Annotated in this window: 21 protein-coding genes and 5 tRNA genes; 9 read left to right on the top strand and 17 right to left on the bottom strand. The window is 71.6% G+C overall.

The features are described 5' to 3' along the window. Window positions 1-287 precede the first annotated feature (287 nt). Genes ACFVT2_RS37895 through pgsA form a run of 3 tightly spaced genes read right to left on the bottom strand, consistent with a single transcriptional unit; the run spans window position 288 to window position 3,036 of the window. On the bottom strand, window positions 288-1,448 hold the full coding sequence (locus tag ACFVT2_RS37895) for a glycosyltransferase family 4 protein (protein WP_390025663.1): 1,161 nt from the start codon (window positions 1,446-1,448) through the stop codon (window positions 288-290). Next, window positions 1,445-2,383 carry a phosphatidylinositol mannoside acyltransferase gene (locus tag ACFVT2_RS37890; protein WP_390025661.1) on the bottom strand — a complete coding sequence of 313 codons (939 nt, stop codon included), beginning with the start codon at window positions 2,381-2,383 and terminating at the stop codon, window positions 1,445-1,447. Before ACFVT2_RS37890 ends, ACFVT2_RS37895 begins: the two co-directional genes overlap by 4 nt. Continuing rightward, entirely contained in the window at window positions 2,383-3,036 is a 654-nt protein-coding gene (gene pgsA / locus ACFVT2_RS37885) for a phosphatidylinositol phosphate synthase (RefSeq protein WP_390025659.1), read from the bottom strand. The genes ACFVT2_RS37890 and pgsA overlap by 1 nt, the downstream gene beginning before the upstream one ends. A gap of 275 nt (window positions 3,037-3,311) precedes the next feature. Between pgsA and ACFVT2_RS37880 the strand changes: the two genes are divergently transcribed. Both ACFVT2_RS37880 and ACFVT2_RS37875 read left to right on the top strand, forming a co-directional pair. Beyond that, on the top strand, window positions 3,312-5,510 hold the full coding sequence (locus tag ACFVT2_RS37880) for an elongation factor G-like protein EF-G2 (protein ID WP_390025657.1): 2,199 nt from the start codon (window positions 3,312-3,314) through the stop codon (window positions 5,508-5,510). 172 nt (window positions 5,511-5,682) lie between these two features. Beyond that, complete coding sequence (locus tag ACFVT2_RS37875) at window positions 5,683-7,353, top strand: hypothetical protein (protein WP_390025656.1); 1,671 nt, start codon at window positions 5,683-5,685, stop codon at window positions 7,351-7,353. A gap of 98 nt (window positions 7,354-7,451) precedes the next feature. Here the strand turns inward: ACFVT2_RS37875 and ACFVT2_RS37870 are convergent, their stop codons facing one another. The 6 genes from ACFVT2_RS37870 to ACFVT2_RS37845 form a co-directional block, all read right to left on the bottom strand. Next, window positions 7,452-8,663 carry a YncE family protein gene (locus ACFVT2_RS37870; protein ID WP_390025654.1) on the bottom strand — a complete coding sequence of 404 codons (1,212 nt, stop codon included), beginning with the start codon at window positions 8,661-8,663 and terminating at the stop codon, window positions 7,452-7,454. Beyond that, on the bottom strand, window positions 8,663-9,442 hold the full coding sequence (locus ACFVT2_RS37865; protein WP_390025669.1) for a polysaccharide deacetylase family protein: 780 nt from the start codon (window positions 9,440-9,442) through the stop codon (window positions 8,663-8,665). Before ACFVT2_RS37865 ends, ACFVT2_RS37870 begins: the two co-directional genes overlap by 1 nt. Window positions 9,443-9,558: 116 nt before the next feature. Beyond that, complete coding sequence (locus tag ACFVT2_RS37860) at window positions 9,559-10,116, bottom strand: HIT family protein (RefSeq protein WP_390025653.1); 558 nt, start codon at window positions 10,114-10,116, stop codon at window positions 9,559-9,561. 71 nt (window positions 10,117-10,187) lie between these two features. Continuing rightward, window positions 10,188-12,167, bottom strand: a complete 1,980-nt coding sequence (gene thrS, locus ACFVT2_RS37855) for a threonine--tRNA ligase (RefSeq protein WP_390025651.1) — start codon at window positions 12,165-12,167, stop codon at window positions 10,188-10,190. A gap of 101 nt (window positions 12,168-12,268) precedes the next feature. Beyond that, window positions 12,269-13,471, bottom strand: coding sequence for a hypothetical protein (locus ACFVT2_RS37850; RefSeq protein WP_390025649.1), 1,203 nt, complete (start codon window positions 13,469-13,471; stop codon window positions 12,269-12,271). After that, window positions 13,471-14,058, bottom strand: a complete 588-nt coding sequence (locus ACFVT2_RS37845) for a DUF4365 domain-containing protein (RefSeq protein WP_390025647.1) — start codon at window positions 14,056-14,058, stop codon at window positions 13,471-13,473. Before ACFVT2_RS37845 ends, ACFVT2_RS37850 begins: the two co-directional genes overlap by 1 nt. A gap of 225 nt (window positions 14,059-14,283) precedes the next feature. Between ACFVT2_RS37845 and ACFVT2_RS37840 the strand changes: the two genes are divergently transcribed. Beyond that, window positions 14,284-15,009, top strand: coding sequence for an exonuclease domain-containing protein (locus tag ACFVT2_RS37840; protein WP_390025667.1), 726 nt, complete (start codon window positions 14,284-14,286; stop codon window positions 15,007-15,009). Window positions 15,010-15,147: 138 nt separating this feature from the next. Here the strand turns inward: ACFVT2_RS37840 and ACFVT2_RS37835 are convergent. The 3 genes from ACFVT2_RS37835 to ACFVT2_RS37825 form a co-directional block, all read right to left on the bottom strand. Beyond that, a tRNA-Val gene (locus ACFVT2_RS37835) sits at window positions 15,148-15,219 on the bottom strand. An 84-nt stretch (window positions 15,220-15,303) separates the two neighbouring features. Then, window positions 15,304-15,774, bottom strand: a complete 471-nt coding sequence (locus ACFVT2_RS37830; protein ID WP_390025645.1) for an SRPBCC family protein — start codon at window positions 15,772-15,774, stop codon at window positions 15,304-15,306. Between the two features lie 85 nt (window positions 15,775-15,859). Beyond that, window positions 15,860-15,931, bottom strand: a tRNA-Val gene (locus ACFVT2_RS37825). A 373-nt stretch (window positions 15,932-16,304) separates the two neighbouring features. On the opposite strand from ACFVT2_RS37825, the gene ACFVT2_RS37820 reads away from it, so the two are divergent. Together ACFVT2_RS37820 and ACFVT2_RS37815 are read left to right on the top strand one after the other, a co-directional pair. Next, on the top strand, window positions 16,305-16,718 hold the full coding sequence (locus ACFVT2_RS37820; RefSeq protein ID WP_003959770.1) for an SsgA family sporulation/cell division regulator: 414 nt from the start codon (window positions 16,305-16,307) through the stop codon (window positions 16,716-16,718). A 225-nt stretch (window positions 16,719-16,943) separates the two neighbouring features. Beyond that, window positions 16,944-17,510, top strand: coding sequence for a CGNR zinc finger domain-containing protein (locus tag ACFVT2_RS37815; RefSeq protein ID WP_390025643.1), 567 nt, complete (start codon window positions 16,944-16,946; stop codon window positions 17,508-17,510). Window positions 17,511-17,558: 48 nt separating this feature from the next. On the opposite strand, the gene ACFVT2_RS37810 is transcribed toward ACFVT2_RS37815, so the two are convergent. Next, entirely contained in the window at window positions 17,559-17,714 is a 156-nt protein-coding gene (locus tag ACFVT2_RS37810; RefSeq protein ID WP_390025641.1) for a hypothetical protein, read from the bottom strand. 68 nt (window positions 17,715-17,782) lie between these two features. Beyond that, window positions 17,783-18,229: a hypothetical protein gene (locus ACFVT2_RS37805; protein WP_390025665.1), complete on the bottom strand. Its 447-nt coding sequence runs from the start codon at window positions 18,227-18,229 to the stop codon at window positions 17,783-17,785. Between the two features lie 174 nt (window positions 18,230-18,403). Between ACFVT2_RS37805 and ACFVT2_RS37800 the strand changes: the two genes are divergently transcribed. Then, window positions 18,404-18,955: a DsbA family protein gene (locus tag ACFVT2_RS37800; RefSeq protein WP_390025639.1), complete on the top strand. Its 552-nt coding sequence runs from the start codon at window positions 18,404-18,406 to the stop codon at window positions 18,953-18,955. Between the two features lie 49 nt (window positions 18,956-19,004). Here ACFVT2_RS37800 and ACFVT2_RS37795 read toward each other — a convergent pair whose 3' ends face one another. Genes ACFVT2_RS37795 through ACFVT2_RS37785 form a run of 3 tightly spaced genes read right to left on the bottom strand, consistent with a single transcriptional unit; the run spans window position 19,005 to window position 21,766 of the window. Beyond that, window positions 19,005-19,835, bottom strand: coding sequence for a GNAT family N-acetyltransferase (locus ACFVT2_RS37795; protein WP_390025637.1), 831 nt, complete (start codon window positions 19,833-19,835; stop codon window positions 19,005-19,007). 39 nt (window positions 19,836-19,874) lie between these two features. Beyond that, window positions 19,875-20,699: an aminotransferase class IV gene (locus tag ACFVT2_RS37790; protein ID WP_390025635.1), complete on the bottom strand. Its 825-nt coding sequence runs from the start codon at window positions 20,697-20,699 to the stop codon at window positions 19,875-19,877. Beyond that, on the bottom strand, window positions 20,696-21,766 hold the full coding sequence (locus ACFVT2_RS37785; RefSeq protein WP_390025633.1) for a chorismate-binding protein: 1,071 nt from the start codon (window positions 21,764-21,766) through the stop codon (window positions 20,696-20,698). The genes ACFVT2_RS37790 and ACFVT2_RS37785 overlap by 4 nt, the downstream gene beginning before the upstream one ends. 177 nt (window positions 21,767-21,943) lie before the next feature. On the opposite strand from ACFVT2_RS37785, the gene ACFVT2_RS37780 reads away from it, so the two are divergent. The 3 genes from ACFVT2_RS37780 to ACFVT2_RS37770 all read left to right on the top strand — a co-directional run bounded on the left by ACFVT2_RS37780 (window position 21,944) and on the right by ACFVT2_RS37770 (window position 22,201). Continuing rightward, window positions 21,944-22,016 (top strand) — tRNA-Gly (locus ACFVT2_RS37780). Between the two features lie 38 nt (window positions 22,017-22,054). After that, a tRNA-Cys gene (locus ACFVT2_RS37775) sits at window positions 22,055-22,128 on the top strand. A gap of 1 nt (window position 22,129) precedes the next feature. Continuing rightward, window positions 22,130-22,201, top strand: a tRNA-Val gene (locus ACFVT2_RS37770). Window positions 22,202-22,217: the final 16 nt, after the last annotated feature.

Genomic DNA, 22,217 nt, shown 5'->3' with positions numbered 1-22,217 from the left:
AAAGCGCAGCAGTCCTGCACACCGACCCCTCCGCCCCGACACCGCACCCAACAGCCCCGCGCAGCGGACAACACCCCACGCCGCCAGGCGAAACGACGCCGCACCCGGCAACGTACGAAACCCGGCCCCGCGCAGCGGACCGGCAGCGGACAACAGCCCGCCGCCAGGCGAACGGCACCGCCCCCGGCAACGTACGAGCAAACCCCGCGCCGTTAGGCGCAACAACAAGAACCCCCACGGCGGGACAGCCGACAACGTGGGAAGCCCACCCAAGCGCCGCGGACCGGCTAATCCCTGGCAAGCCGGCGGCGCCCCCGCAGGCCCACCCGCTCGTCGGTCGCCACGGCCGACGCGCCGGCGGCCACCGTCTCGTAGACGGCGAGGATGTCCGCCCCGACGGTGGTCCAGTCGAAGCGGCGGACGTGCTTGCTGCCGCGTTCGCTGAGCTCGACGAGTCGTTCGGGGGCGTTCAGCAGCCGTACCGCCGCAGCGGCGAGCGCCTCGGCGTCCTCGTTGGCGAAGAGTTCACCGGCCTCGCCCTGGTCCAGAACCTGGGCGAACGCGTCGAGGTCGCTGGCCAGTACGGGCGCCGCGGCGGACATCGCCTCCACGAGGATGATGCCGAAGGACTCGCCGCCCGTATTGGGCGCGACGTAGACGTCCACGCTGCGCAGCAGTCGCGCCTTGTCCTCGTCGGAGACCATGCCGAGGAACTCGACCCGGGAGCGCAGCTCGGCGGGCAGGCCGGCGACCGCTTCTTCCTGGTCGCCGCGGCCGGCGACCAGGAGCCGGGCGTCGGGGACCGCGGCGAGGATCGCGGGCAGCGCCTTCATCAGGACCGGCAGGCCCTTGCGGGGCTCGTCGATCCGGCCGATGAAGCCGATGGTGCGGCCCTGCCACTCGGGCCGCGGCTCGGCCCGGGCGAAGAAGTCGACGTCCACGCCGTTGGGGATGACCACGGCATCGCCGCCGAGGTGCTCGACCAGGGTGCGGCGGGCGTACTCGCTGACCGCGATCCGGGCGCTGATCTTCTCCAGGGCGGGCTGGAGGATCGGATACGCGGCGATCATGGCGCGGGAGCGCGGGTTGGAGGTGTGGAAGGTCGCCACGATCGGGCCCTGCGCCGCCCAGCAGGCGAGCAGGCCCAGGGACGGCGAGGCGGGCTCGTGGATGTGGATGACGTCGAAGGCGCCGTTCTGCAGCCAGCGGCGGACCCGTGCCGCGGAGAGGAAGCCGAAGTTGAGGCGGGCGACCGAGCCGTTGTACGGCACGGGGACGGCGCGGCCGGCCGGGACGACGTAGGGGGGCAGCGGGGTCTCGTCGTCGGCGGGGGCCAGTACGGAGACCTCGTGGCCGAGGCGGATCAGGTGCTCGGCCAGGTCGCGGATGTGGAACTGCACGCCGCCTGGGACGTCCCAGGAGTACGGGCAGACGATGCCGATCTTCACGCGGGCTCCGTTCCGGGGGCCTCGACGCGCGGTGTCAGGTCGGCGAGCCACAGGCGCTGGAGCATGTGCCAGTCCTCGGGGTGGTCGGCGATGCCGGAGGCGAAGGTGTCGGCGAGCGCCTGGGTCATGTGGGCCGCCTTCTCGGTGTGGGTGCCGTGCTCGGGCACCTCGATCTCCGGGTGGACCCGGCCGCGCATGATGGGGGTGTCGTCGTACCAGAGGGTGACCGGCAGCAGCATCGCGCCGGTCTGGACGGCGAGCATCGCGGGCCCGGCCGGCATCTTCGTTTCCTCGCCGAAGAACTTCACCGGTATCCCGGAGCTGGACAGGTCGCGGTCGGCGACCAGGCAGACCAGGCCGCCGGCGCGCAGCCGCCGGGCCAGCGTGCCGAACGCGGCGCCGCCGGTGTGCGGCAGCACCTCCATGCCCAGGCCCTCGCGGTAGGCGACGAACCGGTCGTAGAGGGACTCCGGCTTGAGGCGCTCGGCGACGGTGGTGAACGGGACACCGAGCTTGGTGGTGACCCAGACGCCGGCCAGGTCGTAGTTGCCCATGTGGGGCAGCGCCAGGATCACCCCGCGGTCGCTCTTGAGGCCGTCCTCCAGGTGGTGCACGTCCTCGGGGGTGAAACCGGCCTTTATCCGCTCCGTGCTCCACGCCGGTAGCCGGAAGGACTCCATCCAGTACCGCATGTACGAGCGCATCCCGGCCCGGGAGAGGGCGGCCAGCCGCTGCGGGGAGGCGTCCGGGACGACCCGGGCGAGGTTGGACTCCAGGCGCAGGACGCCCTTGCCGCGGCGCCGCCAGGCGAGGTCCGCGAGCTGCTGCCCGAGCCGCACCGCGACCCCTTCGGGGAGCCGTTTGACGGTGCTCCAGCCCAGGCCGTACAGCCCGTCCGCCAGCTTTTCCGTGTCGATCAGCGTCCGACTTCCCATCAGCCGTTCCCCCCTTGAGCAATGGCGTCGGCCTCGGCCGACTCCCGGCGTACCGTCACCACGCGCTGGCCGAGGGTGACGGCGCTGCCGATGGCGACCACCCACAGGGCGATCGGCAGCAGGACCTCGACGCCCGGCACGCCGAACTTGTGCAACCCGGACAGGCCGCAGGCGACCAGCGAGATGACCAGCCGCTCGGCCCGCTCCACCAGGCCGTTCACGTCCACCGGCAGTCCGATGGCCTCACCGCGCGCCTTGGTGTACGAGACGACCTGGCCGCTGGCGAGGCAGAAGATGGCGATCGCGCAGAGCGCCAGGCTGTCGCCGCGCCCCGCGTACCAGAGGGCCAGCCCGCCGAAGATCGCCGAGTCCGCGACCCGGTCGAGGGTGGAGTCCAGGAAGGCGCCCCACCGGCTGGAGCGCCCCAGCTGGCGCGCCATGTTGCCGTCGACCAGATCGGAGAAGACGAACAGCGTGATCACGACCGTGCCCCAGAAGAACTCACCCTGGGGATAGAAGATCAGGGCACCGGCCACCACACCGCCGGTCCCGACGAGGGTGACCGCGTCCGGGCTGACCCCCAGACGGATGAGCAGGGCGGCGAACGGTGTGAGAACACGCGTGAAGAACGCACGCGCGTACTTGTTCAGCATGACCTTCCCGGAAGTCGATACGAGCCGCGCGGTCAAGGGGCCACCGGCTGGCCCATCGTAGCCACGCGGTCGTGGGGCACCGCGAACGCATCGCGGCGCGGGGCGCATCCCACGGCTCGGGCCGGCCGCCGCGCGCCCGCCCACGCGCCCGCGGGCTCCGCCGGGCGGCCGGGCGATGCCTTGCGAGCAGCGGGCCCGTGTGCCACGTATGGACGCATCCTGAACCCGGTGGAAAGCTCGAATCACCGCAAAGTGTCGACCTGGAGGCGAGACACATGAGCGAGAAGTCGAGTACACACCCAGGAGCCGCCGGAAGGGCACCAGCGGCCGACCGGCCCGCTGCCCTGCGCAATGTGGTGCTGGTCGGCCACAGCGGCTCCGGAAAGACCACCCTGGTCGAGGCACTCGCGCTGGCGTCCGGCGCGGTCAATCGGGCGGGCCGCGTCGAGGACGGTGGCAGCCTGTCCGACTACGACGAGATCGAGCACCGGCAGCAACGCTCCGTACAGCTCTCCCTGGTCCCCGTCGACTGGGGCGGAATCAAGATCAATCTGTTGGACACCCCCGGATACGCCGACTTCGTCGGGGAGCTCAGGGCCGGTCTGCGCGCAGCGGACGCGGCCCTCTTCGTTGTCTCGGCGGCCGACGGCGTGGCCGGCCCGACCCGGATGGTCTGGGACGAGTGCGCGGCCGTCGGGATGCCGCGCGCCCTGGTCGTCACCCACCTGGAGGCCGCCCGAGCCGACTTCGACGAGATGACCCGGCGCTGCGCCGTCACCCTCGGCGGCGAGGACCCGGACGCCGTCCTCCCCCTGTACCTCCCCTTGTACGGGACCCCCGGCGCCGACGGCCACGCCCCCGTCGAGGGCCTGATCGGCCTGCTCTCCCAGCGCGTCTTCGACTACTCCTCGGGGACCCGCAGCGAGCGCGCGCCCACCGAGGACGAGCTGCCGCTGATCGAGGCGGCCCGCAACCGCCTCATCGAGGGGATCATCGCCGAGAGCGAGGACGAGACCCTCATGGACCGCTACCTCGCCGGCGAGGAGATCGACGTCAAGACGCTCATCGGCGACCTGGAGACCGCGGTCGCCCGGGGCGCCTTCCATCCCGTCCTGGCCGCGGCCCCGGCCAGCGACGGTGCCAAGCAGGGGCTGGGCACCGTCGAACTGCTGGAACTGATCACCGGCGGCTTCCCCACCCCCGCGGAGCGCGAGGCCCCCGCCGTGACCAGCCCCGACGGCTCCCCGCGGCCGAGCCTGGGCTGCGACCCGGAGGGCCCGCTCGCCGCCGAGGTGGTCAAGACCTCCTCCGACCCGTACGTAGGCCGGCTCTCCCTCGTGCGGGTCTTCTCCGGCACCCTGCGCCCCGACGAGACGGTGCACGTCTCCGGCCACGGCCTCACGGACCGGGGCCACGAGGACCACGACGTCGACGAGCGGGTCGGCGCGCTGTCCGCACCGTTCGGCAAACAGCAGCGCCCGCTCCCCCAGGCCATCGCCGGCGACCTGGCCTGCGTGGCCAAGCTGACCCGCGCCGAGACCGGCGACACCCTCTCCGGCAAGGACGGCCCGCTGCTGATGGAACCGTGGGCGATGCCGGACCCGCTGCTGCCGGTCGCCATCCGGGCGCACAGCAAGGCCGACGAGGACAAGCTGTCCCAGGGCCTGGCCCGGCTGGTCGCCGAGGACCCCACGATGCGCCTGGAGCACAACCAGGACACCCGCCAGGTCGTCCTGTGGTGCATGGGCGAGGCACACGCCGACGTGGCCCTGGAGCGGCTGCGCTCCCGCTACGGCGTCCAGGTCGACACCGTCGACCACAGGGTCGCGCTGCGGGAGACGTTCGGCGGCCCCGCCGCGGGCCGCGGCCGGCATGTCAAACAGTCCGGCGGCCACGGCCAGTTCGCGATCTGCGAGATCCAGGTCGAACCGCTGCCGGGCGGCTCCGGCATCGAGTTCGTCGACAAGGTCGTCGGCGGTGCGGTCCCCCGGCAGTTCATCCCGTCCGTCGAGAAGGGCGTCCGCGCCCAGGCCGCCCGCGGGATCGCCGCCGGACATCCGCTCGTCGACATCCGGGTCACGCTGCTCGACGGCAAGTCCCACTCGGTCGACTCCTCGGACGCGGCGTTCCAGACGGCGGGCGGGCTGGCCCTGCGGGAGGCCGCCGCGCAGATCACGGTCGACCTCCTGGAACCGGTCGCCGACGTGAGCGTCCTGGTGCCGGACGAATACGTCGGCCAGGTGCTCAGCGACCTCTCCGGCCGCCGCGGCCGGGTCGTGGGCACCGAGCAGTCCGGCGCCGGCCGCACCCTGATCCGCAGCGAGGTGCCGGAGATCGAGATCGGGCGCTACGCCGTCGACCTGCGCTCGCTCTCCCACGGCACCGGCCGCTTCAGTCGCGGGTACCTGCGGCACGAGCCGATGCCCGGGCAGCTCGCCGCCAAAATGCGGGAACAGGCCGAGAACGGCGCATAGTTAACGGCCGGTCAGCCGCCGTCCCATATGGCCCTGTTGGGCCGGGCCGGCGGCTGTACGCTGGGGCTTCGGCCGCTGAGCCGCGCGTTCCGGGCCAACCTGCCGGCACGCCGGCCCAGCAGGTGTGCGTGGAAGCGTAGTCGGGTAGAGCGCATCAGCGGATACGCGCGTGATGGGGGCGGTAGTGGCAGACGGCTTTGACTTCAGTCCGGGGGCGCAGGTCCCCATCTCGGGCGGCGCCGGGCAGACGGCGGCGACCCAGGCCCTGGCCTCGGCTGCCTACCGGGACAGCCCGCTGGCCGACATCTCCAAGGCCGACTCCGACTCCGGCACCTCCGAGATCAAGAAGCCCAAGCTGTCGCTGTTCGCGCCCAACCTCGGTGAGGCGTTCGCCCGCGCCGTCCAGGTGCGCATGCTCGGCGGCGGCCGCAAACCACTGATCCAGTCCTTCGGCACGGAGCCGCAGACCGTCGTCGAGCACTGTCTGTCGGCCACCCGCATCCGCAAGCAGCGCGACTCCCAGCTGACGATCCTGATGGTGGTGTGCGGGCTGCTCTTCCTGCCCGGGGTGCTGCTCTGGCTGGGCGCCTTCCAGCTCCGCAAGATGTTCTCCAAGGACGGCGAGGGCAAAGGCATCTCCCTGCTGGGCGGTGCGCTGCTGGTCCTGCTCGCCGGCGTCGGCCTGTTCTTCATGGTCAAGCTGCCGCTCAGCGGCTTCTGGCCGCTGTACGCCCGGGGCATGATCGTCGCCCCGGTGGTGGGCTGGTGGCTGGCCAAGCAGATCTGCGAGCGGACCGCGGTGACCCTGCGGGAGGCGTGGAAGGGACTCCTGGAGGGCGGCGGCGTCGCCGCGAAGATCCCCGAGGCGGTGCCGCAGGACCCCAACCACACCTCCGCCGAGACCCTCCGCCACAACCTCGCCAAGGTCTCCGCCGAGCAGCGCAGCAACGTCGTCTTCTACGCCGGCCCCAAGGGCATACTCGGCATGGGCACCCGATGGGGCAGCTGGCAGCTCGCCGAGGAGCTCCGGCCGGCCCAAGAGGGCACCGACATCCACCCCTTCCGCAGCTGGGACGTCATCCGCGCGATCCACGACCGGCTGCGCCTGCTGGAGCGCAGCCCGTTGCACACCGGCGGGTTCCAGCAGCCGCCGTCGGTCCGCCACTGGATCGTCTCCCCCGTGGGCGAGAAGGCCAAGGCCGTCGCCCGCCCCGAGGGCACCCACGTCGACGGGTACGAGGTCCGCGACCACGAGATAGCGCGGATCTGCAACGAGCAGCAGTTCGGCAGCGGCAACCGGCACTACCTCGGCGTCCAGTTCGTCCTGTGGGACGGCCAGTTGGTGATCACGCTGATGATCACCGTCACCGTGCTCCACGAGACGCTGCGCATCGAGGTCAGCGGGCACGCCCTCGGCCCGGTCAACTCCCTGTTCACCGGCAAGCCGGAGCCCAAGACCAAGGAGGTCGCCAAGGTCGTCCGGTTCTGGGAGACCAAGACCCACACGCTGCCGCTGATCGAGCCGTCGGAGGTGGTCCGGCTGGCCGCCCGCGCCCCGCTGACGTGGTTCCCGCCGGTGCTGGACTTCCTCGGCGGCAAACTCGCCCTTCCCGAACCGTTCGGCCTGCGTCACGTCTGGGCCGACAAGCCCTGGCGCCACCGCTTCATGGCCGACGACGCGCTGCGCACCGCGACCCCGGTCCTGCGGGCCGTGCACGCCGCCGCGATGAGCGTCCTCAAGGAGAACGGCGTCAACGTCGAGCGCTTCGACAACCGTTCCCTGGTGCTCAGCGGCATGGTCCAGAGCGCCGAGCCGCACAAGGTCGACGAGTACAACGCGTAGGCACCACCCGCGCACCGCACGGACGGGCGCGCGCACGGCTTCCCGCCGGGCGCGCGCCCGTTCCGCATTCCGGCCGAGGACCGGGCCTACGACAGGCCCTAGCGGAAGATCCCCGTGTGCCCCAGCGAGTACCGCCCCGGCTGCGGATAGACCGCCAGCCCGTGCGGCCCCTCGCCGACCCGGATCTTCGCCAGGGTCTTCCCCGTGTGGGTGTCGAGCGCGTAGACCTCGGAGTTGTACCGCCCGGACAGCCACAGCACGTTGCCGTCCGCCGAGACCCCGCCCATGTCCGGGCTGCCCCCGCCGCGGATGTGCCACTTGTCGACCAGTTCCCCGGTCTTGAAGTCCAGCAGCGAGATGGACCCCTCGCCCCGGTTGGAGATGTACATGTAGCGGGAGTCGCGGCTGACGTAGAGCCCGTGCGTCCCCTTGCCGGTCGGCAGCAGCTTCGGTCGGCCGAAGGTGTCGCCGTTCAGGATCCAGACGCCGTCGGCCATCATGTCGGCGATGTACCAGGTCTTGCCGTCCGGCGAGATCTTCACGTCCTGCGGCATCGCCCCGTCGAACGGCAGCTTCTGCTGCGCGATCACCTCCATCTTCGCGGTGTCGACCTTGAGCAGCTCACCGGAGAACTCGCAGGAGACGACGAAGTACTTCCCGTCCGGCGAGAAGTCGGCGTGGTTGACGCCCGCGCAGCTGACCGGGAGGGTCTTGCGGATCTCCATCGTGTGCGGGTCCCGGAACACCAGCTGCCGGTCCATCGACGCCATCACCACCGCGTACTTCCCGTCCGGCGTGAAGTACAGGTTGTACGGGTCGTGGACCTTGACCGGCTTGCCGGACTTGCCGGTGGCCGGGTCGATCGGGGTGAGGTCGTGCCCCCGGTTGTTGTTGACCCACAGCGTCTTCATGTCCCAGGACGGCACCACGTGCTGCGGTTGCACGCCCACCGGGATCGTCTCGATCACCTTGTACGTCTTGGGGTCGATGACGCTCACCGTGTCGGAGCCGGTGTTGGGCACGTACACCCGCGACGGGAAGTGCTTGACCTGCGGCGCCAGCTGGTTGGGCCGGTCCGCGGCGTACAGGTCGTGCGCGTCCAGCACCGGCGGCATCCCCGGCAGGCCCTGCATGACGGGCTTGTGGGGCGAGGCCCCGGCGGACTGCGGGGCGGGGGCGGACTGCTCCCCTCCGCCGGCGCAGCCCGCCGCCACCAGGGCGCAGGCCACGACGAGCAGCGCGGCCCGGCGGGTGGGACGGGCGGGGCGGGAGCCGGTCGGGCGGGGGTGGGTACGGTTCCGGTCAGCCATCAGGTCACTAGCTCCGTTGTCGTCACCGCGCGCAGACCGCGCCGGCGGAGGCCGTCGAGGATCGGGGGCAGCGCGGCCACCGTGCCGGCGTGCCCGAGGTGGAGACTGACGACCGAGCCCGGCCGGACGCCGTCCAGGACCGTGCGCTGGACCGCCGGGGCGCCGGGATCGTTCGCGTCGAGGGAGTCCACGTCGTACGACAGGACGTGCGGATAGCCCGCCTGACGGGCCAGCCGGATCACCTGCCCGGTGGCCCATCGGGTCTGCGAGGGGCGGAACCAGCTGCCGATGCTGCCGGTGAGCTTCCGCAACCGGTCGGCGCACTGGCTGATCTCGGCGTACGCGGCATCGGCGGGCAACGCGCAGATGTTGCGGTGGTGCATGGTGTGGTTGCCCAGCTCATGACCGCCGTCCAGGATCCGGCGGGCCATCGCGGGCTGCTCGTCGAGCCAGTCGCCGACGGCGAGCACGGTGACCCGGGCGCCGGCCCGCTCGGCCTCGCCCAGCAGTGCCTCGGCCAGCTTGGGGTCGCCCCTGCCGTGGAAGGTCAACGCCACCGCGTGGCCGTCCCGCGGCCCGTGCTCGATCTGCGCGGGTAGGCCGGGCGCGCGGGTCGGCGGCTGGGCGGCGGGGTGCCGGGCGGGGGCGGACCGGCCCGTCCCTTGGGGGCTCGGTCCGCCGGCGGCCGGTACGGAGGAGGAGGCGTCCGCCGATCGCTTCGGGTCGCAGCCCGCCGCGAGCGCGCCGGCGGCCGCGGCCGAGGCGGCCGCGCGCAGCACGGAGCGACGATCTAGGGAAGTCACCACCCCATTAGAGGGGCAAAAATTCCCAATCGCGGTGATATGTACGATTCATCCGGGCGCGTGTCGCCCCGTCCACCCGACGCGCAGCGCGCCTACGCCGGCCAGGCAGCGGCCAGCATCGCCCGGGTGTCGGCGAGGAGTTGGGGCAGCACCTTGGTGTGCCCGACCACCGGCATGAAGTTGGTGTCGCCGCCCCAGCGGGGGACGACGTGCTGGTGGAGGTGGGCGGCGATGCCGGCACCGGCGACCGAGCCCTGGTTCATCCCGATGTTGAACCCGTGCGCCCCGGAGGCGGTGCGCAGCGCCACCATCGCCCGCTTGGTGAAGCCCGCCAGCTCCGCGGTCTCCGCCTCGTCGAGGTCGGTGTAGTCGGCGACGTGGCGGAACGGGACGACCATGAGGTGCCCGCCGTTGTACGGGTAGAGGTTCAGCACCGCGTACACCCGCTCACCGCGGGCGACCACCAGACCGTCCTCGTCCGACTTCGAGGGAATGGTGCAGAACGGACAGCCGTCCTCGGCCCCCGGGCCGCTCGGCTTGTTCTCCCCCTGGATGTACGCCATCCGGTGGGGCGTCCACAGGCGCTGGAAGGCGTCCTGCGTCCCGACTCCGATCTGCTGTTCCGGCTCACTCGTCATGTTGCGAAGCATATTCTCCCGGGCCGGCGGGGGAAGCGGCGAGGGGCGATCCCGGTGGGACCGCCCCTCGGACATCCGCCGTCTCAGACCTGGACGCGGCGCTCCACCACGTCCAGGAGCTTGGCCAGCGCCTGGTCACGCGGGATGCCGTTCTCCTGCGAACCGTCGCGGTAGCGGAACGACACCGCCCCGGCGGCCATGTCCTCGTCACCGGAGAGGATCATGAACGGCACCTTGGCCTTCTGCGCGTTCCGGATCTTCTTCTGCATCCGGTCCGAGGAGGCGTCCACCTCGACCCGCAGCCCCTTGGCCTTCGCCTCCGCGGCGAACTCCTCCAGGTACGAGACGTGGGCGTCACCAATCGGGATGCAGGTGGCCTGCACCGGGGCCAGCCACGCCGGGAAGGCACCCGCGTAGTGCTCCAGCAGCACCGCGAAGAACCGCTCGATGGAACCGAACAGCGCGCGGTGGATCATGACCGGCCGCTGCTTGGTGCCATCCGCCGCGGTGTACTCCAGCTCGAACCGCTTGGGCTGCTGGAAGTCGACCTGGATCGTCGACATCTGCCAGGTCCGGCCGATGGCGTCCTTGGCCTGCACCGAGATCTTCGGGCCGTAGTACGCGGCACCGCCCGGGTCCATGACGAGCTCCAGGCCCTGCTTCTCGGCGGCCTGGCGCAGCGTCTCGGTGGCCTCCGCCCACTCCTCCGGCTCTCCGATGAACTTCTCGGAGTCGTCGCGGGTCGACAGCTCCAGGTAGAAGTCGCTCAGGCCGTAGTCGCGCAGCAGGTCGAGCACGAAGGTCAGGAGCGAGTCCAGCTCCTGCGCCATCTGCTCCTTGGCGCAGTAGATGTGCGAGTCGTCCTGGGTGAAGCCGCGGGCACGGGTCAGGCCGTGCACCACACCGGACTTCTCGTAACGGTAGACCGTGCCGAACTCGAAGAGCCGCATGGGCAGTTCGCGGTACGAGCGGCCGCGCGCCTGGAAGATCAGGTTGTGCATCGGGCAGTTCATCGCCTTGAGGCGGTAGTCCTGGCCCTCGAACTGCACCGGCGGGAACATGGCGTCCGCGTAGCTCGGCAGGTGACCGGAGATCTCGAAGAGCTTCTGCTTCGAGATGTGCGGGGTGTTGACGAACTCGTACCCGGCCTGCTCGTGGCGCCGGCGGGCGTAGTCCTCCATCACCTTGCGGACCACGCCGCCCTTGGGGTGGAAGACGGCCAGACCCGAACCCAGCACCTCCGGGATGGAGAACAGGTCCAGCTCGGCACCGAGCTTGCGGTGGTCGCGCTTCTCGGCCTCGGCGAGGAAGTCCAGGTAGCCCTTGAGCTCGTCCTTGGTCGGCCAGGCGGTGCCGTAGATGCGCTGGAGCTGCGGGTTCTTCTCGCTGCCGCGCCAGTAGGCGGCGGCCGACCGCATCAGCTTGAAGACCGGGATGGCCCGGGTGCTGGGCAGGTGCGGACCGCGGCACAGGTCCTTCCAGCACAGCTCGCCGGTCTTGGCGTCGAGGTTGTCGTAGATGCTCAGCTCACCGGCGCCGACCTCGGCGGAGGCACCCTCGGCGGCGTCCGCGGCGGAGCCCTTGAGGCCGATCAGCTCCAGCTTGTACGGCTCGTCCGCCAGCTCCGCGCGGGCCTCGTCGTCGGACACCACGCGGCGGGAGAACTTCTGGCCGCGCTTCTGGATCTCCTGCATCTTCTTCTCGATGCGCTTGAGATCGTCCGGGTGGAAGGGCTTCTCGACATCGAAGTCGTAGTAGAAGCCGTCCTTGATCGGCGGGCCGATGCCGAGCTTGGCCTCCGGGAAGAGCTCCTGCACGGCCTGGGCCATCACGTGCGCGGCGGAGTGCCGCAGGATGTTCAGGCCGTCCTCGGAGGTGATCTCGACGGGCTCGACCTCGTCTCCGTCGGCCAGCTCGTACGCGAGGTCCTTCAGCTCGCCGCCCACCCGTGCGGCCACGATGCTGCGCTCGCCCTGGAAGAGGTCGGCGGCCGTAGTGCCCGTGGTCACCACGCGTTCTTCCCGCTCGGAATCGCGTGGGACGGTCACACGGACGTCTGACACCGGTCTCTCCTGACTCATGTCTCTCTCACGTCAGCGTTTGCTGCGCCCCCGAATCGTACCGAGCCGCAGGACCGCACCGCGAAACGGTGCCGGCCGCCCGCTCAGGCGTCCGCCGGCGACCCGTCGCACGCCGCGTCACCCTCGTCGAATCCGCCGCCCCCGGACTCCTCCCGGAGCGCCTTCAACAGCCGGTCCCGGTCGGCCGGATCGACCTGTACGGGAGTGACGTCCCGGCCGCCGGTGATCCGCCGGAAGCCGCCCCTGCTCTCCAGCCGGCCGCTGACCCGGATCGGCAACCCGGCCAGGTGCGCATGCCCGGCGATCCGGTAGTCCTCCGCAGCCAGGGCCGCCCGTACCTGTCCCACGTCCGCCCCGGTGATCACCCGCAGCCGCACCGATCCCGGGCCGTCCGGCCGCTCCCGGCGCAGCCGTACGACGGTGCCGGTCACCCGCACCGGCAGCGACGGCTCGGCGCGGACGTAGCGCTGCGCGGCCTGCTGGAGCGCGGGCAGGTCACCGGGCGAGAACTCGACCGGTTCGGGGCGGGCCGCGAAGCCGGCCGGGGCGCCGGCCGCGGGCGACCAGGCGATGGCGATCCGCACCCCCTCCGCGTCCCGCACCAGCGCGATCAGCGCCTGCACCAGCTCGTGACAGACGCCCAACCCGACCGCCGCGTCGAACGCCTCCATGCCGCCGGTGGCCCGCTGGTAGTCGGTGGCGTCCCGGGCCGCGTGCAGTGCCCGCTGGAGCCCGGCGACCACTCCCCGCCCGGCCCGTACGGGGACGAACGCGGCCAGGTGCGGACCGACCGGGACCGGGCCGACCAGCACCTGGCCCAGGAACCCCTCGGCCCGCCGCTGGTGCCGGGCCCCGTAATAGCCGGCCCGGGCGTAGCTGCCCAGCGCGCCGGCGGTCAACAGGGCGCGGGCCGCCGCGCGCAACTGCTCCTGCGCCACCCAGTACGCGGTGCCGGGGCCGCCGTCGGGGACCTCGCGCTCCCAGCGGACCTCGTCACTGGGCACCGCGAGGCCGACCAGCACCTCACGGGCCGAGGGCGCGGCACTCCGTTCCAGCGCGGCCAGCGCCTCGGCCAGCAGCTCGGAGCTGTCCGGGAATCGACGGTCGTGGGGCACCAACAGGCTGGTGCCGCCCGCCCCGTCCGGCGGGGTCCAGCGGGCGTAGCGGCCGGCCGCGCCGCTCCGCCGCCGCCAACCGTGCCGGGCCAGCAGGGCACCGAGCACCCCAGGATCGAGCCGCGCGGGGTCCGGTGGCCACGCGCCGTAGTCATCGGTCGGCCGGTCCATCAGGGTCTCCCTCCCGCCCCGACCCGCGTCATGATCTCGCGGAGCGCGCGGTCGTCGAAGATCCGCGTGGTCGGGATCCGCACAGTGGTCCTGCGCCGGCCGGTCACCGGCTGGCCGGCGAGGTTGATCCAGTAGCAGCAGTGCCGCAGTTCGAGGTGGTCGTGTCCGGCCCGCAGCCAGTCGTCCGGCTCCCGCGGGACGAGCATCACGACGAGGATCTTGTGCACCGCCACCGGTGTGCGGGCCAGCTTCACCAGGTGGTCGTTGTCGAGCGTGAAGGCGAAGGTGGGCCCCGGCGGGCGCGGGGCCGTCTGGTAGGTGCACTTGAGCTGCACCTTGATGGTCACCTCGTCGTCGACGGTGTGGCCGGGCGCGGCATGGCTGACGTGCCAGTCGATGCCGTTGTCCGGGAAGGGCTGCGCCAGCGAGCACCCGGCAGCGGCGGCGACCGCGTGCAGGTAGCCCACCTGGAGGGTTTCCATGCAGGCCGTGGTGGCGAGGCCACCGCGCTGCGGTGTGAGGGAGGGCCGGGGGTACCGCCCGCTTGCGGGGGACAGCCCGCCCGGTTCGGGCTGCGCGAGGGTCATCGCGGGTGCCTTCCGGGCCGTGCCGAATCGATGCGTCGGGGTGGCGGAGCGGGGTCCGGCGCACGGGAGCCGCCGGACCGCGCGGTGTGCGCCGGCCCGTCCCTGTGGTTGTCTCCGCGTCAAGCGGGCCGCAAACAAGGGCGGTTCGAGCCGACCGTGACTCGGGTATCACCAGCTCGGGTGACGTGCACCGTCATCCCCCGTACGACCGCGAGGAGTTGCATGATGCCGCGCTGGTATGACGGTCCACTTGCCGCCTTCGACACCGAGACGACGGGCATCGACGTCGAGCGTGATCGCATCGTCTCCGCCGCCCTGGTAGTCCAGGAAACCCCGCGCGCCGCCCCGCGCGTCACCCGCTGGCTGATCAACCCGGGCGTGGAGATACCGGAGGCCGCGACAGCGGTGCACGGTCTGACCGCCGATCACCTCGCACTGCACGGCCGTTGGCCGGCGCCGGTGCTGGAGGAGGTGGCCCGCGCACTGGCCGCCCAGGCGGTGGCCGGCCGACCTCTGGTGGTGATGAACGCCCCGTTCGATCTCACGCTCCTGGAACGGGAGTTGAAACGCCACCGCGCCAGCTCGCTCGGCGCCTATCTGGGGGCGCATCCGCTGCACGTCCTCGACCCGCGCGTCCTGGACAAGCACCTGGACCGCTACCGCAAGGGCCGCCGCACCCTCACCGACCTGTGCGTGCACTACGAGGTCGAGTTGACCGACGCCCACGAGGCGGCCGCGGACGCCCTGGCCGCACTGCGAGTGGTCCGGGAGGTGGGCCTGCGCTTCGCCGACCGGCTGGAGGGGCTGCAACCGGCCGAGCTGCACACCCGACAGGCGGTCTGGTACGCGGCACAGGCGCGCGGCCTCCAGGCGTGGTTCGCCCGCAGCGGTTCCCCGGAAGCGGTCGACCCGCATTGGCCGTTGCGGCCGGAACTCCCCGCCGCGGCCTGATTCCCGGTCAGAATTCCGGCGGGAATTCCCCGCAAGACCACCGACATCGAAACGGGATCACCGTTCCGCGGATCACGGCCGCACCCGACCAATAAAAAGAACCGGGCCGCCTCTTGGCGACCCGGTCCATGATCCCGGTGGGCGATACTGGGTTCGAACCAGTGACCTCTTCGGTGTGAACGAAGCGCTCTCCCACTGAGCTAATCGCCCGGGTTCCGGCGAGGTTTCCCTCGCGAACGACCTGAACGATACAGGCCGCCGCGCCCTTCCATCAAATTCCTCTTCCGGCACCCCTCACCCGCGGGCCAGCCAGGCCGCCAGTCCTCGCCGCCCGGCCCGCATCATCAGCGCGTGATTGATCCGGAACAGCGGCCGCCCCAGCAGCGCCCAGCGCCGCAGCATCGGCTTGCGGACCTCCACGTCCTGCTCGAAGACGGCCCGGGTACCGCCCACTCCGGGCACGATCGTCCAGCGCGCCCAGCCGGCCAGGTCCCCGCGCATCGCCATCTCCAGCACCCCGGCCCCCGGGTCCCGCAGGGCCTCGGCCGCCACCACGGTCAGCTCGTACGGCAGAAAGGACCGGAACCGCGCGGTGCCGCTGCGGTCGTCGAGCGGAACGACCTCGCGCACCTGCGGCCACCAGCGGGGATACGCCTCGACCCGCTCCAGCACCGCATAGACGACGGTGGGCGGGGCGTTCAGCAGCCACACACTGCGGAAGCGATAGCGGTGCAGTCGGCACGACGGGCCTGACGAGTCGGGCATGATCCCAGTGTGCGCCCCACGGCCCGAGAAACGCCCAACAACCGCAACGGCCCGGAGACTTGAGTCTCCGGGCCGTCGTCCGGGGTGGGCGATACTGGGTTCGAACCAGTGACCTCTTCGGTGTGAACGAAGCGCTCTCCCACTGAGCTAATCGCCCGGGCGCATCGCCAACATTACCGCACGTCGGGGGCGCCCCTGACCACGGCGACGGCACTATCGATCTCCCCGGGCCCGGACGGAACGCCCCCGCACCCGTCCGGCACACCGCTCGCGGCACCCGGCACGCCGAACCGACGGAGATCATCGCAAAGCACTCCCCGTTCCGTTACTCTGCGTATTCGTGTCGCCTACGCAACGGATGGGTGGCCCTGGCGAAATTACCGCCGGGGACGATCACGCAATCCGCCGTAAGAGGTACCTGAAGCCACCCAAAACCGTCAGAGGGGTTTACAACGGCACCGTAGGTGGCATGTCGATTTCGCCGACGTGCGAATCCCCGAGCGCACACTGAGCGAAAGGCCCTGGCGCTTATGAACACCACGGTCAGCTGCGAGCTGCACCTGCGCCTCGTTGTGTCGAGCGAGTCCTCACTGCCTGTACCCGCGGGCCTGCGGTATGACACGGCCGATCCGTATGCCGTGCACGCCACCTTCCACACCGGAGCCGAGGAAACGGTTGAGTGGGTTTTCGCCCGCGACCTCCTCGCCGAGGGCCTGCACCGGCCCACGGGCACCGGAGACGTCCGCGTCTGGCCGTCCCGGAGCCACGGGCAGGGTGTCGTCTGCATCGCCCTGAGCTCCCCGGAGGGGGAAGCCCTGCTGGAAGCCCCGGCGCGTGCGCTGGAATCCTTCCTGAAGCGAACGGATGCCGCCGTACCGCCCGGTACGGAGCATCGGCATTTCGATCTCGACACCGAGCTCTCCCACATCCTGGCGGAGAGCTGAGACGCAGCACGCACACCCACCGCATCCACCCGCTCCCACTTGCGACCGTCCGACTCGGGGCGACGGCGCAGGACCGAAAAGTTCACACGGCACACATCGGCGCCGTCACCGCAGACCCACCGCGGGGACGGCGCCGAAGCTTGTCCCAGGCGCTAGAGTCGGCGACCATTCGCCAACGACACCGGGGCGGCTCCGGCCGACCCCACCCGGCCAGGGAGCGGAACCGTGCTGATCACCCATGACACCCGGTGCGCGCTGGACGCGGTCGTCGATCTACTGAACACCGCCCCCGAGGGCGACTCCCCCGGCGCCCCCGACAGCCTGACCGACCTCGCGACCCTTGCGGAGTTCGTCCGGCGCAACGACGTCAGCGATGTGGGGGCGCTCGGGCCGGACGACCTGGCGGCCGTACGGGCCGTGCGGGCGCGGTTCGCGGACATCTTCGCGGCCGACGACGACCACGCTGCGGCCGCACGGTTGAACGCGCTGGTCGCGTCCGCGGGCACCACCCCGCAGCTGACCGATCACGACGGCTACGACTGGCACGTCCACTACTTCGCGCCGGGTGCCACGGTCGCCGACCACCTGGCCGCGGACGGCGGGATGGCGCTGGCCTTCATCCTCGTCGCCGGGGAGCGCGAGCGGCTGCGGCGCTGCGAGGCGCCGGATTGCCGGCACGCCTTCGTGGACCTGTCCCGCAACCGCTCGCGGCGCTACTGCGACAGCCGGACCTGCGGGAACCGGCTGCACGTCGCGGCGTACCGCGCACGGCGGCGGGAGGCGGCGGGCTGAACGGCCGCAGTTTCGCGGCCCACCCGCCGTACGGTGCTCGTCGGGGCTTCACAGGATGTAGAGGTCGTGTACCGCACCTAGCAGGAGCAGCAGGCCGATAACGGCCAGGAAGAGCATCAGCGGCGGCTGGGACAGCGCGAACAGGCAACCGCGCGGTTCGGCGGACAGGGCGTCGTCTTGGGCGAGGGCGCACTCATCGTTCATCTCGCGCGCATCATCGCGCAGATGATCGTCCCGGAGACCGCAATGGGCCCCTCAGCAGCGGGAGTTCATCAGATCCCGTGCTTTTTCAGGATCGCTTCAATGTCCGAGAAGTCATCCTTGGGGGCGCTGCCCTTGGCCGGGGCCGCGGTGCTCTTCGGTGCCTTGCGGCCGGGGCCGAGGGAGGGCACCGAGGCGGCCGGTGCCACCACCGGTGCTTCGGAACCCGCCGCGGCCCGGCGCTCCTTGCGGCCGGATATCCCGCGGCGCCGCTCCACCAACCTGCTGATCGCGAACAGCCCTACGGAGAGCGCGAGCACCCCGAACCCGGCCCAGACCGTGGGCTTGAGGACGATGCTGGTGACCCAGTCGATGACGCCCGTCATGACCAGGCCGATCGGAATCAGGGCGAAGGCGGCGATCCGGGTCGCGGCCAGGAAACGCTTGCGGTAAGCGGTCAGCGCGGCGATGCCCAAGCCCGCTGCCGACACCGCGGCACAGACTGTCGAGGTCAGCATCCGGTCCTCCTGCCGGTCGAAAGGGGCGAGCGGGCGTTCCGCGCTCTCTTCCATCCTGCCCTCTCCGGCCCCGCACAGGCCATGTTCCGACCAGGACCTCAGGGAGATCTCCGGGTCGCTCTCCTCCACAGGTCCGGGTTCCTCCCTAGGGCGGTGGGCTGGAAGACTGACCACATGAACGACGCCGCCGCCTCCGGCCCCATCAGTCCCGTCAGCCCCACCCGCCCCGTCCTCGACGTGTGGTGCGATCTGCAGTGCCCGGACTGTGCCACCGCCCTGGCGGACGTACGAGCGCTGCGCGAGCGCTTCGGTGACCGGTTGGAGATCCGGCTGCGCCACTTCCCACTGGCGAAGCACAAGCACGCCTACGCGGCCGCCCAGGCCGTCGAGGAGGCCACCGAGCAGGGCCAGGGCTGGCCGTACATCGAAGCGGTGCTGGCGCGGACCGACGACCTCGGCAAGCGCGGCGAGAAGGCACTGCTGGACGTCGCCGGGGAACTGGGGCTGGACGCCGAGGAGATCGACACCGCGCTGGTCGACGGGCGGCACCTGCTGGCCGTCGACGCGGACCAGGCCGAGGGCAAGGCGATCGGCGTGACCGGCACCCCGACGTACGAGATCGGTGGCGAGCGGCTGGACGGCGGCAAGAGTCAGGAGGGACTGCGGGCCCGGATCGAGGAGATCGCCGAGCGGCTGCTGGCCGAGCAGGACACCGCGGCGGGCTGACGCGCCGGGGCAGCGGGGCTCCCGCCGGTCCGGCACGGCCGCGGGCCGGTCAGAGGATCGGCTTCCACATGCGGTACGCGGTGGTCCGGTAGCCGAGCGAGCGGTAGAGGCCGAGCGCGGATGCGTTGTCCGGGTAGACGTTGAGCGCCAGCGAGGCACGGCCCGCGGCCAGGGTCTCCCGCTCGGCGACGAGCATCAGGCTGCGGCCGTGGCCCTCGCCCCGATGCTCGGGCGCCACCCGCACGTCCATCACGTAGCCGCCGGCCTGCCCGGGGAGCCGCAGGGCGAGCCAGAGGGTGCCGACGTCGCTGCCCTCGTGGGCGAGAACCCGCAGCACCTGGCCGGGCGTGGCCGCGCCCTCGGGGAACAGCGCGTCGTGCTCGGCGGGCGCGGTCCGCTCGGCGCGTTCGCGGGGCACCCCCTGGGCGGTCTCCGACCGGATGTGCTCGGTGACCGCGGCGTCCCGCCAGGCCGGGTACTCGGCCTCGGTCATCGGCCGGTCGCTGCTGCCGTCGGGGAGCCCGCCGGGGCGGGTCAGGACCCGCGCCATGGTGCGGCTGCGTTCGGTGTAGCCCAGGGCCGCCGAGAGTCGCACCGCGGCCTCGGCGTCCGCGGGCACGGTCAGTTCGATCTGCCGGCAGCCCCAGCCGCGCAGCACTTCCTCGGCGGCCAACGCGGCGACCGTGGCCCGGCCGCGGTGCCGGTCGGGGGCGTCGACGCCCAGGGCCTCGATGCGGCCGGCGGTGGGCCCGAACCGGGCGTCCGTGGCCAGCTGGATCCCGCCGACCCGGCGGCTGTTGACGCAGATGTCGTAGGGGCGGGACCGGCGGCCGTCGTCGTGTCGTACTTCGGGGCCCGCGGGGCGCAGCGTAGTGGTCACAAGGACTTTTCTACTCGCCCACGTGCGGGCCCGTCACCATCAGCGCGGGTCGGAGTCCGCGGCCGACTCCCGGTCGAAGATCCGCATCGCCTCGGCGGTCACCGGGCCCGGCCCATCGGCGAGTTGGCGGCCGTCGATCCGGGTCACGGCCTGGACGTCGCGCAGCGTGGAGGTCAGGAAGATCTCCTCGGCGCCCTCCAGGACGTCCAGCGGCAGATCCGTCTCCTTGGCGCCGGCCCAGGCCACGGTCAGCGCGCGGGTGATGCCGGCCAGGCAGCCGGAGGCCAGCGGCGGGGTGTGCAGTTCACCGTCGAGGACGACGAAGACGTTGGAGCCGGTGCCCTCGCAGAGCGCGCCGACGGTATTGGCGAACAGCGCCTCGGAGGCGCCCTGTTCACGGGCGCGGGCGAGGGCGACGACGTTCTCGCCGTACGAGGTGGTCTTCAGGCCGGCGAGGGCGCCGCGCTCGTTGCGCGTCCAGGGGACAGTGACCGCGGCGGTGGTGTCGGGCCGGCGGCTGGTCGCGGAGACCGCGATGACCAGGGTCGGGCCGGCCTCGCCGCGGTCCGAGCCGAGCGGGGAGAGGCCGCCGGTGTAGGTGATCCGCAGCCGGCCCAGCGCCATCGGGTTGGCGTCCAGGACCGCCGCGCAGCCGCGCCGCACCTCGTCGAGGTCGGGGGTGGGCAGGCCGAGCCCGCGGGCGGAGGTGGCCAGACGCTCCAGGTGGCGGGTGAGGGCGAAGGCCCCTCCCCGCTCGGCCTTGATCGTCTCGAAGACCCCGTCGCCGACCGTCAGGCCGTGGTCGAAGACCGAGACGCGGGCCGCTTCGGCGTCCCACAGTTCTCCGTCGAGCCAGATCTTCATCGCTTGGGTCCTCCACTCACTTCGTGCTCGCCGGACGCTACCGCGAGCAGTCGGCGCGCCTTCAACTCGGTCTCCGCCCACTCCCGCTCCGGATCCGAGTCCCAGATGATCCCGGCCCCCGCGCCGAATCGGAGCACCGGGCCGTCGGGATCGGCGCGGTCGATCCAGAACGTGCGGATGCCGACGTTGAGCCAGCCGGTGCGACGGTCGGCGTCCACCCAGCCGATGCCACCGCAGTACGGGCCCCGCGGGGCGGTCTCCAGTTCGTCGATGATCCGCAGGGCGCTGGACTTGGGGGCACCGGTGACCGACCCGGGCGGGAAGGTGGCGCCGAGCAGATCCGCCCACGCGGTCTTCTCGTGGGTCTCGGCCAGTTCACCGCGCACCGTGGAGACGAGGTGGACCAGACCGGGGTGCTCCTCCACGGCACACAGGGCGGGGACGGTGACCGACCCGGTGGCGCAGACCCGTCCGAGGTCGTTGCGGACCAGGTCCACGATCATCACGTTCTCCGCGTGGTCCTTCGGTGAGAGGTCCGCAGCGGTGCGACCCGTGCCCTTGATGGGGCCGGACTCTACGATGCGGCCGTCCCGACGCAGAAAGAGCTCCGGGGAGGCGGTGGCGATCTCTACGCCGTGCTCGGGCAGGCGAATCGTTCCGGCGTACGGTGCGGGGTTGCCGCGGGCCAAGACGGCGGAGAGCGCGTCCACGTCGGCGCACTCGAGGTCGGGCAGCGGTGCGGTCAAGACCCGGCAGAGGTTCACTTGATAGACCGTGCCGGCCGCGATGTGGGCCCGGATGCGCCGGACGCCGTCGGTATAGGCGGCGCGGTCCAGGGAACTGCGCCAGTCGGCCGGGGCGGGGCCGCGCCAAGCGCCGGGCGCGGGGGTGTCCGCGGCCGTGGCGGGGCGTACGTCGGCGAAGCGGGCGCAGACCACGCCCCCCTCGAAGTCAGCGGTCACCGCCCACCAGCCCGCGGAATCCAGTGCCGCCGGATCGCTGGTCACATCGCGCAGGTCGGTGGCTATCAGGCCGCCGAAGCGGGCCATCGGAGCGAAATCGTGCACGTCAGTGAGTCTATGGCGGGGCACCGTCGATCGCCCGGGCCGAGCGAGCAGCGCAGCACGCTGCACAAACGCGTTTTTGTACTGGCCCAGGAATCCGCTAGAGTTCAACACGTCGCCGGGACGCGGAAGCGCCCCGGAGGCCAGGTAGCTTCCCGACGTAGTCTGGGAGAGCCGCCCGCGGACGTAGCTCAGTTGGTAGAGCACCACCTTGCCAAGGTGGATGTCGCGAGTTCGAGTCTCGTCGTCCGCTCGATGTGGGGGATCTTCCCAAGCCCCCCGCACACTCCTGGTGGAGTGGCCGAGAGGCGAGGCAACGGCCTGCAAAGCCGTCTACACGGGTTCAAATCCCGTCTCCACCTCCAAGGACGATTAGCTCAGCGGGAGAGCGCTTCCCTGACACGGAAGAGGTCACTGGTTCAATCCCAGTATCGTCCACTGACTCGGTAATGCC

Source organism: Streptomyces sp. NPDC058000 (genome assembly GCF_042886435.1).
Lineage (GTDB): Bacteria > Actinomycetota > Actinomycetes > Streptomycetales > Streptomycetaceae > Streptomyces.
This window is presented reverse-complemented; position numbering and strand designations above follow the sequence as displayed.

Excerpts from the sequence above, each read along its gene's own strand:
- ACFVT2_RS37890 (WP_390025661.1), bottom strand. The coding sequence starts at position 2,383 with ATGGGAAGTCGGACGCTGATCGACACGGAAAAGCTGGCGGACGGGCTG.
- pgsA (WP_390025659.1), bottom strand. The coding sequence starts at position 3,036 with ATGCTGAACAAGTACGCGCGTGCGTTCTTCACGCGTGTTCTCACACCG.
- ACFVT2_RS37880 (WP_390025657.1), top strand. The coding sequence starts at position 3,312 with ATGAGCGAGAAGTCGAGTACACACCCAGGAGCCGCCGGAAGGGCACCA.
- ACFVT2_RS37875 (WP_390025656.1), top strand. The coding sequence starts at position 5,683 with ATGGGGGCGGTAGTGGCAGACGGCTTTGACTTCAGTCCGGGGGCGCAG.
- ACFVT2_RS37870 (WP_390025654.1), bottom strand. The coding sequence starts at position 8,663 with ATGGCTGACCGGAACCGTACCCACCCCCGCCCGACCGGCTCCCGCCCC.
- ACFVT2_RS37860 (WP_390025653.1), bottom strand. The coding sequence starts at position 10,116 with ATGCTTCGCAACATGACGAGTGAGCCGGAACAGCAGATCGGAGTCGGG.
- ACFVT2_RS37850 (WP_390025649.1), bottom strand. The coding sequence starts at position 13,471 with ATGGACCGGCCGACCGATGACTACGGCGCGTGGCCACCGGACCCCGCG.
- ACFVT2_RS37845 (WP_390025647.1), bottom strand. The coding sequence starts at position 14,058 with ATGACCCTCGCGCAGCCCGAACCGGGCGGGCTGTCCCCCGCAAGCGGG.
- ACFVT2_RS37840 (WP_390025667.1), top strand. The coding sequence starts at position 14,284 with ATGCCGCGCTGGTATGACGGTCCACTTGCCGCCTTCGACACCGAGACG.
- ACFVT2_RS37830 (WP_390025645.1), bottom strand. The coding sequence starts at position 15,774 with ATGCCCGACTCGTCAGGCCCGTCGTGCCGACTGCACCGCTATCGCTTC.
- ACFVT2_RS37820 (WP_003959770.1), top strand. The coding sequence starts at position 16,305 with ATGAACACCACGGTCAGCTGCGAGCTGCACCTGCGCCTCGTTGTGTCG.
- ACFVT2_RS37810 (WP_390025641.1), bottom strand. The coding sequence starts at position 17,714 with ATGAACGATGAGTGCGCCCTCGCCCAAGACGACGCCCTGTCCGCCGAA.
- ACFVT2_RS37805 (WP_390025665.1), bottom strand. The coding sequence starts at position 18,229 with ATGCTGACCTCGACAGTCTGTGCCGCGGTGTCGGCAGCGGGCTTGGGC.
- ACFVT2_RS37800 (WP_390025639.1), top strand. The coding sequence starts at position 18,404 with ATGAACGACGCCGCCGCCTCCGGCCCCATCAGTCCCGTCAGCCCCACC.
- ACFVT2_RS37790 (WP_390025635.1), bottom strand. The coding sequence starts at position 20,699 with ATGAAGATCTGGCTCGACGGAGAACTGTGGGACGCCGAAGCGGCCCGC.